Genomic DNA, 15,390 nt, shown 5'->3' with positions numbered 1-15,390 from the left:
GCCCGGTCAACCCAACCGGTCCGGTCAATCGAGAGGCCCCCACCGATGCGTCAACCGTCCGTCAAAGCCCGCCGCGTGGCCGCGGCGTCCGTCAGCCTGGTCGTGGCAGCGGGTGTCGCCGCCTGCGGGCCGGAGGACAACGGCGCCAAGGACTCCGGCGGCGACGCCACGCCCCACAAGGGCGGCACCCTGTCGGTGCTCAACTCGAACCCGCAGAAAAACCTCGACCCGGCCCGCCTCTACACCTCCGGCGGCGGGAACGTGCCCTCCCTCCTGTTCCGCACGCTCACCACCCGCAACCGCGAGAACGGCGCCGAGGGCGCGAAGGTCGTCCCAGACCTCGCCACCGACACCGGCCGCCCCAACAAGGACGCGACCGTGTGGACGTACACCCTCAAGGAGGGCCTCAAGTACGAGGACGGCACCGCGATCACGACCGCCGACATCAAGTACGGCATCGAGCGCTCCTTCGCCCCCGAGCTCTCCGGCGGCGCCCCCTACCTGCGGGACTGGCTGGTCGGCGCCGCCGACTACCAGGGCCCCTACAAGGACCCCAAGGGCCTCTCGGCGATCGAGACGCCGGACGCGCGGACCATCGTCTTCCACCTGAACAAGCCCGAGGGCGAGTTCCCCTTCCTGGCCACGCAGACCCAGTTCGCGCCGGTCCCGAAGGCCAAGGACACCGGCACCAAGTACGCCGAGCACCCCGTCTCGTCCGGCCCCTACAAGGTCGTCACCAACGAGAACAACGGCGAGCACGTCGTCCTGGACCGCAACGCCAACTGGTCGGCCGCCACGGACGCCGAGCGCAAGGCGTACCCGGACAAGATCGACGTACGCTCCGGCCTCGACTCCGCGGTGATCAACCAGCGGCTGTCCGCGTCCCAGGGGACGGACGCCGCCGCCGTCACCACGGACACCAACCTCGGCCCGGCCGAGCTGGCGAAGGTGACCGGCGACAAGAGCCTCGCCTCGCGCGTCGGCACCGGTCACTTCGGCTACACGAACTACATCGCCTTCAACCCGAAGGTGAAGCCGTTCGACAACCCGAAGGTGCGCCAGGCGATCTCCTACGCCGTCGACCGCTCCTCCGTGGTCAACGCGGCCGGCGGCTCCGCGCTCGCCGAGCCCGCCACCACATACCTGCCGAACCAGAAGTCCTTCGGCTACACGCCGTACGACCTGTTCCCGGCCGGTGCGACCGGCAACGCCGCGAAGGCCAAGGAACTGCTGAAGGAGGCGGGCTACCCGAACGGGCTGACCCTCACGCTGACGCATTCCAACGAGAAGAACTTCGAGACCGGCCCGGAGATCGCGACCGCGCTCCAGGACGCGCTCAAGAAGGCCGGCATCACGGTCAAGCTCCAGGGTCTCGAAGACAACGACTACTCCGACACGATCCAGAACGTGAAGACCGAGCCGGGCTTCTTCCTCGCCCACTGGGGTGCCGACTGGCCCTCCGGCGGTCCCTTCCTCGCCCCGATCTTCGACGGCCGCCAGATCGTCAAGGACGGCGCGAACTACAACTACGCCCAGCTGGACGACAAGTCGGTCAACGACGAGATCGACGCGATCAACAAGCTGACCGACCTCGACGCCGCCGCCAAGCGCTGGGGCGCCCTCGACAAGAAGATCGGCGAGCAGGCGCTGACCGTCCCGCTGTTCCACCCCGTCTACAAGCGGTTGTACGGCAAGGACATCAAGAACGTCGTCATCAGCGACTGGACGGGTGTCCTGGACATCTCCCAGGTCGCGGTCAAGTAGTCGACACACCCACTCAATGGCGATCAAGTAATCAACATGAGTCAGGCACCCCACGCCACCGAGGCCCCCGGGACGGACACCGCCGTCCCGGGGGCCTCCGGTGCCCGTCAGTTCTGGCGACGGCTGCGCACGCAGCGTGCCGCCATGGTCGCGGCGGCCGTCGTCGCCCTCCTCGTCCTGGTCGCGCTCGCCGCGCCCCTCCTCACCGCGCTGGAGGGCCAGGACCCCACCACCTACCACCCCGACCTGGTGGACTCGGCGCGCGGCGGCGTGCCCCTCGGGTCCTTCGGCGGCATCAGCGCCGACCACTGGCTCGGCGTCGAACCGCAGACCGGCCGCGACCTCTTCGCGCGCCTGGTCTACGGCGCCCGCGTCTCCCTGGGGGTCGCGCTCGCGGCGACCGTCGTCCAGGTCGCCCTCGGTGTCGTCGTCGGCGTCACGGCCGCGCTCGGCAACCGATGGGTTGATCAACTGTTGAGCCGGATCACGGACATCATCGTCGCGATGCCGCTGATCATCATGGCGCTCGCGCTGCTGGCCGTCGTCCCCGCGAGCTTCCCGCGCCCCGTGCTCGTCGCGCTCGTCATCGGGTTCGTCGCCTGGGGGACGATCGGGAAGATCGCCCGCGCGCAGACGCTCAGCCTCAAGGAGCGCGACTACGTGTCCGCCGCCCGGCTCAGCGGCTGGCCCACCTGGCGCATCGCCCACCGCGAGCTGCTCCCCGGGCTCGCCGCTCCGGTCATCACGTACGCCGCGCTGATGGCGCCCGCCAACATCGCCATCGAGGCCGCCCTGTCGTTCCTCGGCGTCGGCGTCAAACCGCCCACCCCGTCCTGGGGACAGATGCTCACCTCCGCCAACGTCTGGTACCAGACGGCCCCGCAGTACCTCCTGCTGCCCGCGGGCGCCCTGTTCGTCACGGTGCTGGCCCTCACGGTCCTCGCCGACGGCGTACGCACCGCCCTCGACCCGCGCGCGGCGTCGCGCCTGCGCGTCGGCACGGGCCGCAAACAGGAGACGAAGGCCGAGACCCCGAAGGAGGCCGCGAAGTGAACGGCCTCGCCGGATTCCTCCTGCGCCGCGCGGTCGGCGTCGTCCTCACGCTGATCGCCCTCTCGGCGATCATCTACGTGGTCTTCTACGTCACCCCCGGCAACGTCGCCCAGATCACCTGCGGCCCGCGCTGCTCGCCGGAACAGGTCCGCCAGGTCGCCGAGCAGCTCAAGCTCGACGACCCGCTGTACCTGCGCTACTGGGACTTCCTCCAGGGCATCGTCGTCGGCCACGACTACTCGACCGGCACCTCCGTCGAGCACTGCTCGGCGCCCTGCCTCGGCATGTCGTACCAGACCGGCCAGCAGGTCACCGAGACGATCCTCGGCAAGCTCCCGGTCAGCCTGTCGCTGGTGTTCGGCGCGATGGTCCTGTGGCTGATCCTGGGCGTCGGCACGGGCGTGCTGTCGGTGTGGCGGCGCGGCCGGTTCACCGAGCGCGCGCTGACCGGCGTCACCCTCGCCGGGATCGCCATGCCGGTGTTCGTCATCGGCCTGCTGCTGATGATCATCGTCTGCGGGCAGCTCGAACTGCTGCCGTTCCCGCAGTACGTCAACTTCTCCGACAACCCCGAACAGTGGGCGTGGAACCTCCTCCTGCCCTGGTTCACCCTCGCGCTCGCCGAGGCCGCCTACTTCGCGCGCCTCACCCGGACGTCGATGCTGGAGACCCTCGCCGAGGACCACATCCGCACCTTCCGCGCCTACGGCGTCGGCGAGCGGTCGATCATCGGACGGCACGCCCTGCGCGGCGCGCTCGCCCCGGTCATCGCCCTCAACGCCAACGACTTCGGCGGCGCGGTCGGCGGCGCCGTCCTCATCGAGACGCTGTTCGGACTGCCCGGCATCGGCCAGGAGCTGGTCCACGCGGTCAGCGTCGTCGACCTCCCGGTCGTCGTCGGCATGGTCCTGGTCATCGGGTTCTTCGTGGTCCTCGCCAACGCCGTCGCGGACGTCCTGTACGCGGTGGCCGACCGACGGGTGGTGCTCGCGTGAGCCTCGTGGAAGTCAGCGGCCTCACGGTCGAGTTCGGCGCCCTGAAGGCCGTCGACAGCCTCTCCTTCACCCTCGCGGAGGGCGGGGCGCTCGCCCTCGTCGGCGAGTCCGGCTCCGGGAAGTCCACGGTCGCCTCGGCACTCCTGGGCCTGCACAGGGGCACAGGAGCGCGCGTGAGCGGCTCCGTCACCGTCGCCGGGACCGCCGTCCAGGACGCCCCGGACGACGAGCTCAGGCGGCTGCGCGGCGGGAAGGCGGCGATGGTCTTCCAGGACCCGCTGTCGTCCCTCGACCCGTACTACGCGATCGGCGACCAGATCGCCGAGGTGTACCGGGTGCACACGCGCGCGGCGAAGCGTGCCGCACGCGCGCGTGCCGTCGAGGTCCTCGACCGGGTCGGCATCCCGGACGCGGCCCGCCGGGCCCGCTCGCGCCCGCACGAGTTCAGCGGCGGCATGCGCCAGCGCGCGCTCATCGCGATGGCGCTCGCCTGCGAACCGGACCTCCTGATCGCCGACGAGCCCACCACGGCCCTCGACGTCACCGTCCAGGCCCAGATCCTCGACCTGCTGCACGCGCTGCGCGAGGAGACCGGCATGGGCCTCCTGCTGGTCACCCACGACGTCGGCGTGGCCGCGGAGAGCGTCGACGACGTCCTCGTCATGCGCCACGGCAGGCTCGTCGAGCACGGCCCCACGGCGGACGTCCTGAGCGCTCCGAAGGACGCCTACACGCGCGAGCTGCTCGGCGCCGTTCCGCGCGTGGACGTGCGCCGCACGGCCTCCCAGGCGACCGACGACGTCGTCCTCGAAGCCACCGGACTGCGGCGCGAGTTCGGGCGCGGCAGGAGGGCGTTCCGGGCCGTCGACGACGTCTCCCTGACGGTCCGCCGGGGCGAGACCCTCGGTGTCGTCGGCGAGAGCGGTAGCGGCAAGACCACCCTGGGGCGCATGCTGGTGGGCCTCCTGAAGCCCACGGCCGGCGAGATCCGCTACGACGGACACGCGCACACGCGCGTGGACCCCTCCGTCCAGATGGTCTTCCAGGACCCCGTCTCCTCCCTCAACCCCCGCCGCAGCGTGGGCGAGTCGATCGCCGACCCGCTGCGCGCCCGGGGCGAGAGGGACGAGAAGCGCATCCACGCGCGCGTGGGCGAACTCCTGGAGCGCGTCGGCCTCGAAGCGGCCCACTACGACCGCTACCCGCACGAGTTCAGCGGCGGCCAGCGCCAGCGCGTCGGCATCGCCCGCGCGCTCGCCGCCGCCCCCCGGGTGATCGTCTGCGACGAGCCGGTCTCCGCGCTCGACGTGACCACCCAGGCGCAGGTCGTCGCCCTCCTGGGCGAGCTCCAGCGCGAACTCGGCCTCGCGCTCGTCTTCATCGCCCACGACCTCGCCGTCGTCCGCCAGGTCAGCGACCGCGTCGCCGTCATGCGCGGCGGCCGGATCGTCGAGGAGGGGCCCGCCGACGAGGTGTACGACACGCCGCGCGAGGACTACACCAAGCAGCTCCTGGCGGCCGTACCGGCGCTCGATCCGGGGGTCGCCGCCCGCCGGAGGGCCGAACGGCGGGAGCTGGCCGCGGCCTGAGTCCGACCGAGCGCCCCGGGGTGCCGTTTTCCGAAGCGGCCCTCCCGGGGCGCTTTCATGTGATTTTCGGCCCGCCGTTCGGTGACCGTCTGATCCCTTAGCGCGACAGAACGCGACCCGCACGGGAAAGTTACGACCGTTCACCCCTTTTGGTGGTGCGACGGACAACCGTCCATCGCACCACCGCCTTGTCCGCATACGTTCTTCCCGCTGCGAGCCGTCGGGTCAACGACGGCTCCCTGAACGGGAGATCGGGGGTGCGCTCGTGCGCATCGGACTGCTGACGGAGGGTGGCCATCCGTATGTGAGCGGTGACGCCGGACTCTGGTGCGACCGGCTCGTGCGCGGGCTCGGGCAGCACCGGTTCGACATTTACCAGCTCCCCCGCGCCGACCACGCCGACCCTGCCGATCAGGGCATCGTCCACGGCCGCCGCGCCCGCAGGCGCTTCCAGGAGGCGTACGGCGACCTGGTGGCCGCCGTCTGCTCCGCATCCCCCGCCACCACTGAGGCGGACCGTTTCGGCAACGCGCTGTACGCACTCGCCGACCTCGCCCGCGACACCGGCGGACTCCCCGGCGCGCTCCGCTCCGAACGGGCCGTACGCGCCCTGGAACGCGCCTGTCGCGCGCCCGGCGCCCGCCCGGTGGCCCGCGAGGCCCGCGTCCGGGAACTGCTGACCGTCGCCGACCGCCTGGAGCGCGCCCTGCGCCCCCTGACGCTGCCCTGGTACGACGAGGACGCCCTCGGCGCCGCCGACCTCTGCCACGCCACCTCGGGCGGCACCACGGCCCTCCCCGGGCTCCTCGCCCGGCACTTCTTCGGAGTCCCCCTCGTCGTCACCGAGTACGGCGTACGGCTGCGCACCCACTACCTGCACAGCGCGGCGAGCGCGGACCACGACGGCGCCGCGCCCCCCGTACGCGCCCTCCTCGCCGCCTTCCACGGACGGCTCGCCACCGAGGTCTACCGGGGGGCCGCCCGGATCACCCCCGGCAACGCGCACGCGCGCCGCTGGCAGGAGCGCTGCGGCGCCGACCCCGCCCGGCTGCGCACCGTCCACCCCGGCCTCGACGCCGGCCCCTTCGCCGAGGTCGGCGAGGCCCCCGACACCGCCGACCCCCGCACCGTCGTCTGGGTCGGCCGCGTCGAACCCGACAAGGACCTCGTCTCCCTCCTGCACGCCTTCGCCGAGATCCGCCGCCAGGAGCCCGGCACCCGGCTGCGCGTCGTCGGCACGCCCGCCGACGCCGAGGGCGCCGCCTACCTCGGCCACTGCCGCGCGCTGGCCGCCCAGCTCTTCCCCGACGAGGCCGCCGGCTCCTACGACGTCGGCGACAACCCCGTCTCCTTCGAGGAGCTCGGCGGACCCGAACTCCCCGGCGCCGCCGAGGCGTACGCGGCTGGCGCGGTCGTCGTCCTCTCCAGCCTCGTCGAAGGGTTCCCCGACGGGCTCGTCGAGGCCATGCTCTGCGGGCGCGCCACCGTCTCCACCGACGTCGGCGCCGTCGTCGAGGCGATAGGCGGCACCGGGCTCGTCGTCCCGCCGCGCAATCCGCGGGCGCTCGCCGAGGCGTGCGTGGCGCTCCTGCGCGACCCCGAGCGCCGTGCGCGCCTGGGGGCGGCGGCGCGCGCGCGTGCGCTGGAGCTGTTCACCGTCGAGCAGAACGTCGCGGCGTTCGACGCGATCTATCTGGACGTCGTGTCCCGGTGTCCCGTGCGGCGTGTGGTGGTCGGCGCGGACGGTGAGCCGCTGCCGTTCGGGACGCCCGCGGAGGCGCATCTCGCGGGGCGGTGGGCGGGGCGCCGGGTGCCGGGGTGGGCGACGGCGGGGGACGGGGTGGCCGTGGGTTCCGGTGGGGGGCGTGGGGGTGTCGTGTTCGGGAGGGCTCGGGTCGGGGGCGGTGGTGCGCCGCTGGGAGCGGGTTCTGGTTCCGGGGGGTCCGGGGGAGCGGCTGTTCCGGTGGTGGAGGGGGTCCGGTGAGCGGGGTGGAGGGGATCGATCTGCCGGGGACGCCGGGGAGCCCGGGGGCGTGGGACGAACGGTCGCTGGAGTGGGCCGGGCGGGTGCCGGGCGAGGGCGGGGACAGTGCCCGCGAGCCCGGGACCGGCGTCGGGGCCGGTGGCGGGGCGGTGGGGGTGCGCCGTACCGGCGTCGACCCCGTGAAGGCCCTGATGCACCGCCACCGGGAGCTGTGCGAGCGGGCGGTGGACCCCCTGGAGATCGCCGCCGGCCTGGAGTCGCACGGGCTCACCGACCGGGCCGCCGCGCGCTTCCGCCACCGGGACGTCTTCTCGCTCGCCGAGGAGATGTACGCGCGCGTGCCGAGAGAACGGGCGGGGGAGGGGCCTTCGACTTCGACAGAGCAGGCGCCTTCCAAGCGCTTGGTCTCGAACGCCCGGCCCGCGCGGATGGCGCTGAGCCTCCTCCCGGGCGCCCTGTGCGCCGCCACCGTCGCCGGGCTGCACCACACGTCCGGCACCTCCCGGCAGGCCGTCCTCGGCGCGGGCGTCCTCGCCGTCGCCCTCGCGCTGCGCGCCGTACTCCGCCACGGACCGCTCAGCCCGCGCCGGCGCCCGCGCCCGGTGCCCCACCGGGCCGTCTCGGCGACCTGCTGGCTCCTGCTGTACGCCGCCGTCGGCGACGGACTCCTCGCCGGGGCCGTCGGCGGGGGACCCGACGGGCCGCCCGGACTCACCCCGGACGCCCCCTGGCCGCTCACCGCCGCCCCCCTGCTGACCCTCGCCCTGGCCTGCGCGCCCGCCGCGTACTGCGCCCACTTCCTTGCCACCCGCGCGGACCACCGCCTCCACGGCAGCCGGGGCCTCACGGACTTCGCCCGAGCCGTACGACCGCTGCTGGCCGCCACCGTCGCGCTGTACACGGCCGCGCTCGTCGCCCTGGCCGCGCTGTGCGGCGCGCTGCTCGGCGAACCCGCCGCATACGCGCGCGCCGTCCCCCTCGGCCTGCTCCTGTTCCTGGCCCGCCTCCTCACCGTCCACGGCTTCACCCACGCCCCAGCGGCCGTCCTGTCCGCCGCGGCGGCCGTCGAGGCGCTCGCCCCCGCCTCCGTCCTCGCCGCGCGCCTCCCCGGCTGCGACGCCCTGTCCGCCCCCGTCGACACCCTGGTGACCGCCTGGGGCCCCGCCGCGGTCCCCGCCCTGGCCGCCACCGGCGCCGCCCTCACCCTGCTCGCCCACACGGCCCGCACCCTCACCAGAGCCTCGGCCCACGCCCGTACGGACCAGCCGTGCTGAGCGTCTGCCCGGGAGCGCGACACGCAGGCCGCACCACGTCCCCCGAACAGCACCCCGGCCCGCCGCGGCACCGCGCCCCCGCGCGCCTGCACGAAGCACCCGCTCGCCCCTCGTACGGCCCTGCCGCGCGCGGAGGGCTCTCCGGCACCCCCTGCCGCCCCACCGCGCGCCCGAAGCCGATGCCGCCCACCGCCCCCTCCTACGGCCGCGCCGGTGCCGGCCGTGTCAGGACGGCCGGACGGCGCCCCGCCCCCGCGCACGGCCCCCGTCGGCCGCCCCCCACGCGCGTGGCGAGCGCGCCCCACCACCCCGCCGCGGGCAACCGCACCACCCCCGAAGGAGAGACCAGATGACCACGCCTCGACCCGGCGCGACCCGTGCCGCCCTGCACTTCCCGGGGGCGGCGCGATGAGGGTGCTGCTGATCGGAGCCAACGGATACCTCGGCCGGTTCGTCGCCGACCGGCTGCTCGCCGACCCGGCGGCCCAGCTCACCGCCCTCGGGCGCGGGGACGACGCCGACGTGCGGTTCGACCTCGCGTCCGGCAGCCCCGGGGCGCTGACGCGCTTCCTGGACGCCGTCCACCCCCAGGTCGTCATCAACTGCGCGGGCGCCACGCGCGGCGGCGCGAAGGACCTGATCCGGCACAACACGGTCGCCGTCGCCACGGTCTGCGAGGCGCTGCGGCGCAGCGGCTGCGGCGCGCGGCTCGTGCAGATCGGCTGCGGCGCGGAGTACGGGCCGAGCCAGCCCGGCTCGTCGACCGCCGAGGACGCCGTCCCGCGCCCCGGCGGGCCGTACGGCGTGAGCAAGCTCGCCGCGACGGAACTCGTCCTCGGCTCGGGCCTGGACGCGGTCGTCCTGCGGGTGTTCTCCCCGGCCGGCCCCGGCACCCCGGCGGGCTCGCCGCTGGGCCGCCTCGCGGAGGCCATGCGCCGCGCGATGCAGGCCGGCGACGGCGAGCTGAAGCTCGCGGGGCTCGGCGCGCAGCGCGACTTCGTCGACGTCCGGGACGTCGCCCGCGCGGTCCACGCCGCCGCGCTGTCGGCCGCGCAGGGCGTCATCAACATCGGCTCCGGCCGCGCGGTGCGGCTGCGGGACGCCGCCGCGACCCTCGCGCGGGTGGCCGGGTACGCGGGCGCGCTGCACGAACTCGACGTTCCCCCGGGGCCGATGCGGGCGGCCATCGGCCACCCCCGGCACGAGCACGACCCCGCCGCCCCGGTCGCGTACCCGTACCCGGACGGCTGCGGGGGCTGGCAGCAGGCCGACGTGCGCACCGCGCGCGACCGGCTCGGCTGGCGGCCCCGGATCAACCTGGAGGAGTCCCTGGCGGACATCTGGATGGAGGCCGCGTGCCGCATGTGACCGGGGCGAGCACGGGGGCCAGCACCGGGGTGCGCACCGGTTTCGGCGTCCCCGGGTTCGCGCATCCGCTGCTCGCGCCGGGGGAGTGGGGCGAACTCGCCCGCCCGGGGACGCCGTTGCACTGGGTCGTCCTCGACGTCGCCGGCGGGCCCGGGGTCCGCCCCGACCCGCACTGCCTGGAGGCCGCCGGTCGGCTGCGCAACGCGGGCGTCCGCGTCCTGGGCCGTCTCGACGCCGCGTACGGCGCCCGCGCGCGGGGTGAACTCCTCGACGACGCGGGCCGCTACGCCAGTTGGTACCGGGTCGACGGCTTCCTCCTGGACCGCTGTCCCGCCGGGCGCGCCGAACTCGCCGGCACCGGACTGACGGCCACCGCGCTGCGCGAGTTCGCCGACGACGCCCACCTCGTCCTCGGCCACGGCATCCACCCGCACCCCGGGTACGCCGAGCACGGCGACCAGCTGGTGACCTTCGCCGGGCCCTGGAGCGACTACCGGTGGTCGCAGGTGGCGGAGTGGACGGCCGAGCATCCTCCGGAGCGCTTCTGCCACTTCGTGCACGGCGTGCCCCGGACGCATCTCGACGAGGCGCTGCGGGTCGCCCGCTGGCAGGGCGCGGCGACCATCTGGTTCACCGACCGTTCCGACCGGGGCGGCCGGGACGACCCCTGGGAGACCCTGCCCGGCTACTGGGACGAGATCGTCTCGCGGATCGGAACAGGTGTCTCGGAATGAAGAAACGCGTGGCAGTGTTGCAGGGAGAACAACTGTAGTGATTGACCGACCAACGGAGTCCCCGTGTCGCTGCCACCCCTGGTCGAGCCGGCCGCCGAGCTCACCGTAGACGAGGTCCGCAGGTACTCCCGCCACCTGATCATCCCCGACGTGGGGATGGCCGGGCAGAAGCGGCTGAAGAACGCGAAGGTGCTCTGTGTCGGCGCCGGCGGCCTGGGCTCGCCGGCGCTGATGTACCTGGCCGCGGCAGGTGTCGGCACGCTGGGCATCGTCGAGTTCGACGAGGTCGACGAGTCCAACCTCCAGCGGCAGATCATCCACAGCCAGGCCGACATCGGCCGCTCCAAGGCGGCGTCCGCGCGCGACTCCGTCCTCGGCATCAACCCGTACGTGAACGTGATCCTCCACGAGGAACGGCTCGAAGCCGAGAACGTGATGGACATCTTCAGCCAGTACGACCTGATCGTCGACGGCACCGACAACTTCGCGACCCGTTACCTGGTCAACGACGCGTGCGTGCTGCTCAACAAGCCGTACGTATGGGGTTCCATCTACCGCTTCGACGGCCAGGCGTCGGTCTTCTGGTCCGAGTACGGCCCCTGCTACCGCTGCCTGTACCCGGAGCCCCCGCCGCCGGGCATGGTCCCCTCCTGCGCCGAGGGCGGCGTCCTGGGCGTGCTGTGCGCGTCCATCGGCTCCATCCAGGTCACCGAGGCCATCAAGGTCCTCACCGGCACCGGTGAGCCCCTCGTCGGCCGGCTGATGATCTACGACGCCCTGGAGATGCAGTACCGCCAGGTCAAGGTCCGCAAGGACCCGGACTGCGCGGTGTGCGGCGAGAACCCGACGGTCACCGAACTCATCGACTACGAGGCGTTCTGCGGCGTCGTCTCCGAGGAGGCCCAGGAGGCCGCCCTCGGCTCGACGATCACCGCGAAGCAGCTCAAGGAGTGGATCGACGAGGGCGAGAACATCGAGATCATCGACGTCCGCGAGCAGAACGAGTACGAGATCGTCTCCATCCCGGGCGCCAAGCTGATCCCGAAGAACGAGTTCCTCCTCGGCACCGCCCTGGAGTCGCTGCCCCAGGACAAGAAGATCGTCTTGCACTGCAAGACGGGTGTCCGCAGTGCGGAAGTCCTCGCCGTCCTGAAGTCCGCGGGCTTCGCCGACGCCGTCCACGTCGGCGGCGGGGTCATCGGCTGGGTCAACCAGATCGAACCGCACAAGCCCGTCTACTGAGGCCGCTGCCCGGCGGAGGTCTTCCCGACGGGCGTTCCGGCGGGAGCTTCGGCGGGGGTCTCGCCCACCACGCGTGGGGGAGGCCCCCGCCGCCGTCATGAGCAGACCTTTCCGTCCTGCGGGACCTTCCCGTCGATCAGGTAGGCGTCCACCGTCGAGTCCACGCAGTCGCTGCCGCTGCCGTACGCGCCGTGGCCCTCGCCCTTCCAGGTGAGCAGGACGCCGACGTCCTCGCCGAGGCCGTCGGCCATCTTGCGGGCGCCCTCGTACGGCGTCGCCGGGTCGCCGGTGTTGCCGACCAGCAGGATCGGGGCCGCTCCCGGTGCGCTGACCCGCGGGGTGTCGTACTGGCCCTTCACCGGCCAGTCGTGGCACCAGCCGGCCGTGTCCCAGGCGAGGTAGGGGCCGAAGACCGGGGAGATCTTCTCGAACTCCGGGAGGATCTCGCGGGTCTCGTCGGCCGTCGGGCGCTGCTTGTCGTCCAGACACGAGATGACCCGCTGGGAGTGCGACGTCGTGCCGTAACCGCCCGAGGAATCCCGCTCGTTGTAGGTGTCCGCGAGTACCAGCAGGCCCGAGCCGTCGCCCTCCTCGGCCTCCTTCAGGGCGCTGGTGAGGCTCGGCCAGCTCGCCTCGCTGTACAGCGGGAGGACGATGCCGATGACGGCGAGCGTCTGGGTGAGTCTGCGGCCGGAGGACGCCGGGAGCGGGTTCGCGTCCAGCCGCTCCAGCAGGTCCGCGATCTTCCGGGTGCCCTTCTCGGGGTCCTGGCCGGTCGACTTCAGGTAGTTGTCGAGCGCCCGCTGGAAGCCCTCGGCCTGGTTGCGGGCGTGGCCCACGGCGCCGGCGGTCGGGTCCACCACCGCGTCCAGCACGAGCCGTCCCACGTTCTTCGGGAACAGGTGCGCGTAGACGCCGCCCAGTTCCGTGCCGTACGAGATGCCGAAGTAGTTCAGCCGCGTGTCGCCCAGGACCTGGCGCATCAGGTCCATGTCGCGGGCCGTGTCGGTCGTCGAGACGTGGGACAGCAGTTCGCCGGCGGCCTTCTCGCAGCCCTGGCCGAAGCTGTCGGCGTCCTGGAAGTAGGCCCGCTCCTCGGCCGGGGTGTCCGGTGTGGCGTCCAGCGTCTCGGCGGCGGCGATCTCCTTGTCGCTCCGGCAGCGCACGCCCTCGCTGCGGCCCACCCCGCGCGGGTCGAAGCTCACCAGGTCGTAGCGCTCGCGCAGCGTGCCGTACCCCGGGGCGAACGACGGCAGGGTGTCGACGCCCGAGCCGCCCGGACCGCCGAAGTTGAACAGCAGCGACCCGAGCCGCTCGCTCCCCGAACCGCTCGACCTCGCCCGCACCAGCGCCACGTCGATCGTCCGCCCCTCGGGCTTCGACCAGTCCAGCGGCGTCTTCAGCGTCGCGCACTGCCACCCGGAGCCCCGCGCCGAACTCCCCTCGCAGCGGCCCCAGTCGAGCTTCTGCCCCGTCAGCGAGGCGGGCGGTCCGGACGACGCCGCGGGGCTGTCCGGCGCCGTCGCCTTCCCCCCGTCGTCCGTCTCGTCCTTCGAGCCGCCGCTGCACCCGGCCACCACCAGAGCCGCGATCGCGCCCCACGCGGCCCACCGTACGAATCGCGCCATCGCGCACCCCCTCCCATGCCGCCCGCACCGTGCGTCGAGCGGCTGTGAGGCCATCGTAGGCGGATCGCGAAAACCCCGTGAGAGCCTGTGGATAACCCTGTGACCAGCGGTTTCAGTGAGGGCAGACGGTGCCGGCCGCCGGTACCCTCCCGTTCAGGAGGTAGCCGTTCACCGCGGCTTGGACGCACTTGTCCTTGCTGTCGTAGGCGCCGTGTCCCTGCCCCTTGTACGTCAGCTCGACCCCGACGCCCTTGCCCAGCGCGTCCACCATCTTGCGGGCCCCCTCGTACGGGGTCGCGGGGTCGCCGGTGTTGCCGATGACGAGGACTGGGGCCGAGCCCGGCGCGCTCACGTCGGGGTGGTCGGCGGCGCCGGGGACGGCCCAGCCGGTGCAGCTGACCATGCCCCAGGCGAGGAAGTCCCCGAAGACGGGGGAGGCGGCGCGGAACTCGGGGAGCCTGCGCTCGACGTCGGCCGGGGTGTAACGGGGTTTGTCGTCGGCGCAGTTGATGGCGGTGTTGGCGGCGGTCATGTTGCTGTACTCGCCGTTCGTGCTGCGGCCGTTCATCAGGTCCGACAGCAGCATCAGGACCTTGCCGTCACCCTCGTACGCCTGCTCCAGCCCCTCGGTGAGGTACTCCCAGAAGTCCTTCGAGTACAGGGCCTGCGCGATGCCGTTGGTGGCGGCGGTCTGGGTCAGGACGCGCGGGAAATTGCCTGGCAGCGGCTTGGTGTCGAGGCTCTTGAGAAGTGCGGCGATGCGGTTCTTCACGTCCTGCGCGGTGTCGCCGACGGGGCAGTCCTCGGTCTGGGAGACGCAGTTCTCGGCGTAGTTGTCGAGGGCGAGCTGGAAGCCCTTCGCCTGGCCCAGGGAGCCCTGTTCGGAGGTCTGGGTGGGGTCGACGACCGCGTCGAGGACCGCGCGGCCGACGTTCTTCGGGAACAGGTGCGCGTAGACGCCGCCGAGTTCGGTGCCGTAGGAGATGCCGAAGTAGTACAGCTTGTCGTCGCCGAGGACCTGCCGCATGAGGTCCATGTCCCGGGCCGCGTCGGTGGTCCGCACGAACGGGAGCATCTTCTCGGAGTTCTTCGCGCAGGCCGCGTTGAACTCCTTCGTGTTGTCCAGGAGCCGCGTGCGCTCGGTGGCGTCGTCCGGGGTCATGTCCTGCTGGAAGTAGGCGTCGAGCTGCCGGTCGTCCTCGCACTTCACACCGGCGCTGCGGCCGACCCCGCGCGGGTCGAAGCTCACCAGGTCGTACCGGGTGCGCAGTTTGTCGTAGTCCGAGCCGAACGACGGCAGGGTCGTGACGCCCGAACCGCCGGGACCGCCGAAGTTGAACAGCAGCGAGCCGATGCGCTCACCGGCGTCCCCGCTCGCCCGCGCGCGGATCAGCGCGATGCCGATCGTGTCGCCCTCGGGTTTCGCCCAGTCCCGGGGCGCCTTCATGGTCGCGCACTGCCACGACCCCCCGTCCGGCAGCGCGGACGGCGCGCTCCCGCCGCCCTCCGCCTGCGACGGCGCCGGACAGTCCTTCCAGCTCAGCTTCTGCCCCGCCGACCCCTCTTCCCCGGAGTCGCCCCCGCAGGCCGTCACGAGGGACGACAGGAGCACGGCGGTGGAGACCAGCACGAGGGAACGTTTCGCCATGTGCTCCATCCTGCGGGCGGGGGGTGGTGCGCGCGCGTGGCGGGAGCCGTACGAGGGACCGGGGCCCGGGGAAGGCCGGACGGCGGGGGAGAGGGCCGGGCGTCGGGATGC

The 15,390-nt window shown here is 73.0% G+C and carries 11 protein-coding genes; 9 read left to right on the top strand and 2 right to left on the bottom strand.

Going from position 1 to position 15,390, the window contains the following annotated elements; translation table 11 throughout:
- The first annotated feature begins 45 nt into the window (after window positions 1-45).
- The 9 genes from ABZX85_RS02855 to moeZ all read left to right on the top strand — a co-directional run bounded on the left by ABZX85_RS02855 (window position 46) and on the right by moeZ (window position 12,003).
- Window positions 46-1,764: an ABC transporter substrate-binding protein gene (locus ABZX85_RS02855; protein ID WP_355861941.1), complete on the top strand. Its 1,719-nt coding sequence runs from the start codon at window positions 46-48 to the stop codon at window positions 1,762-1,764.
- Between the two features lie 36 nt (window positions 1,765-1,800).
- The gene (locus tag ABZX85_RS02850) at window positions 1,801-2,817 is read left to right on the top strand and encodes an ABC transporter permease (protein ID WP_355861939.1); all 1,017 of its coding nucleotides are present in this window, start codon (window positions 1,801-1,803) and stop codon (window positions 2,815-2,817) included.
- Window positions 2,814-3,812 (top strand): ABC transporter permease, encoded by a 999-nt coding sequence (locus tag ABZX85_RS02845; RefSeq protein WP_355861937.1) that lies wholly within the window; start codon window positions 2,814-2,816, stop codon window positions 3,810-3,812. The genes ABZX85_RS02850 and ABZX85_RS02845 overlap by 4 nt, the downstream gene beginning before the upstream one ends.
- Complete coding sequence (locus tag ABZX85_RS02840) at window positions 3,809-5,401, top strand: ABC transporter ATP-binding protein (RefSeq protein ID WP_355861935.1); 1,593 nt, start codon at window positions 3,809-3,811, stop codon at window positions 5,399-5,401. The genes ABZX85_RS02845 and ABZX85_RS02840 overlap by 4 nt, the downstream gene beginning before the upstream one ends.
- A gap of 265 nt (window positions 5,402-5,666) precedes the next feature.
- Window positions 5,667-7,385: a glycosyltransferase gene (locus ABZX85_RS02835; protein ID WP_355861933.1), complete on the top strand. Its 1,719-nt coding sequence runs from the start codon at window positions 5,667-5,669 to the stop codon at window positions 7,383-7,385.
- Entirely contained in the window at window positions 7,382-8,659 is a 1,278-nt protein-coding gene (locus ABZX85_RS02830) for a hypothetical protein (protein WP_355861931.1), read from the top strand. The genes ABZX85_RS02835 and ABZX85_RS02830 overlap by 4 nt, the downstream gene beginning before the upstream one ends.
- A gap of 408 nt (window positions 8,660-9,067) precedes the next feature.
- Complete coding sequence (locus ABZX85_RS02825; protein ID WP_355861929.1) at window positions 9,068-10,027, top strand: NAD-dependent epimerase/dehydratase family protein; 960 nt, start codon at window positions 9,068-9,070, stop codon at window positions 10,025-10,027.
- Window positions 10,015-10,761, top strand: a complete 747-nt coding sequence (locus ABZX85_RS02820) for a spherulation-specific family 4 protein (RefSeq protein WP_355861927.1) — start codon at window positions 10,015-10,017, stop codon at window positions 10,759-10,761. Before ABZX85_RS02825 ends, ABZX85_RS02820 begins: the two co-directional genes overlap by 13 nt.
- A 63-nt stretch (window positions 10,762-10,824) precedes the next feature.
- The gene (moeZ, locus tag ABZX85_RS02815) at window positions 10,825-12,003 is read left to right on the top strand and encodes an adenylyltransferase/sulfurtransferase MoeZ (protein WP_355861925.1); all 1,179 of its coding nucleotides are present in this window, start codon (window positions 10,825-10,827) and stop codon (window positions 12,001-12,003) included.
- Between the two features lie 95 nt (window positions 12,004-12,098).
- Here moeZ and ABZX85_RS02810 read toward each other — a convergent pair whose 3' ends face one another.
- Window positions 12,099-13,631: an alpha/beta hydrolase gene (locus ABZX85_RS02810; RefSeq protein WP_355861924.1), complete on the bottom strand. Its 1,533-nt coding sequence runs from the start codon at window positions 13,629-13,631 to the stop codon at window positions 12,099-12,101.
- Window positions 13,632-13,743: 112 nt separating this feature from the next.
- Window positions 13,744-15,288 carry an alpha/beta hydrolase gene (locus ABZX85_RS02805; RefSeq protein ID WP_355861922.1) on the bottom strand — a complete coding sequence of 515 codons (1,545 nt, stop codon included), beginning with the start codon at window positions 15,286-15,288 and terminating at the stop codon, window positions 13,744-13,746.
- Window positions 15,289-15,390 lie beyond the last annotated feature (102 nt).

Source organism: Streptomyces sp. NPDC004539 (genome assembly GCF_040610055.1).
Lineage (GTDB): Bacteria > Actinomycetota > Actinomycetes > Streptomycetales > Streptomycetaceae > Streptomyces.
Note: the sequence above shows the minus strand (reverse complement) of the source record. Positions and strands in the feature narration are given on the sequence as shown.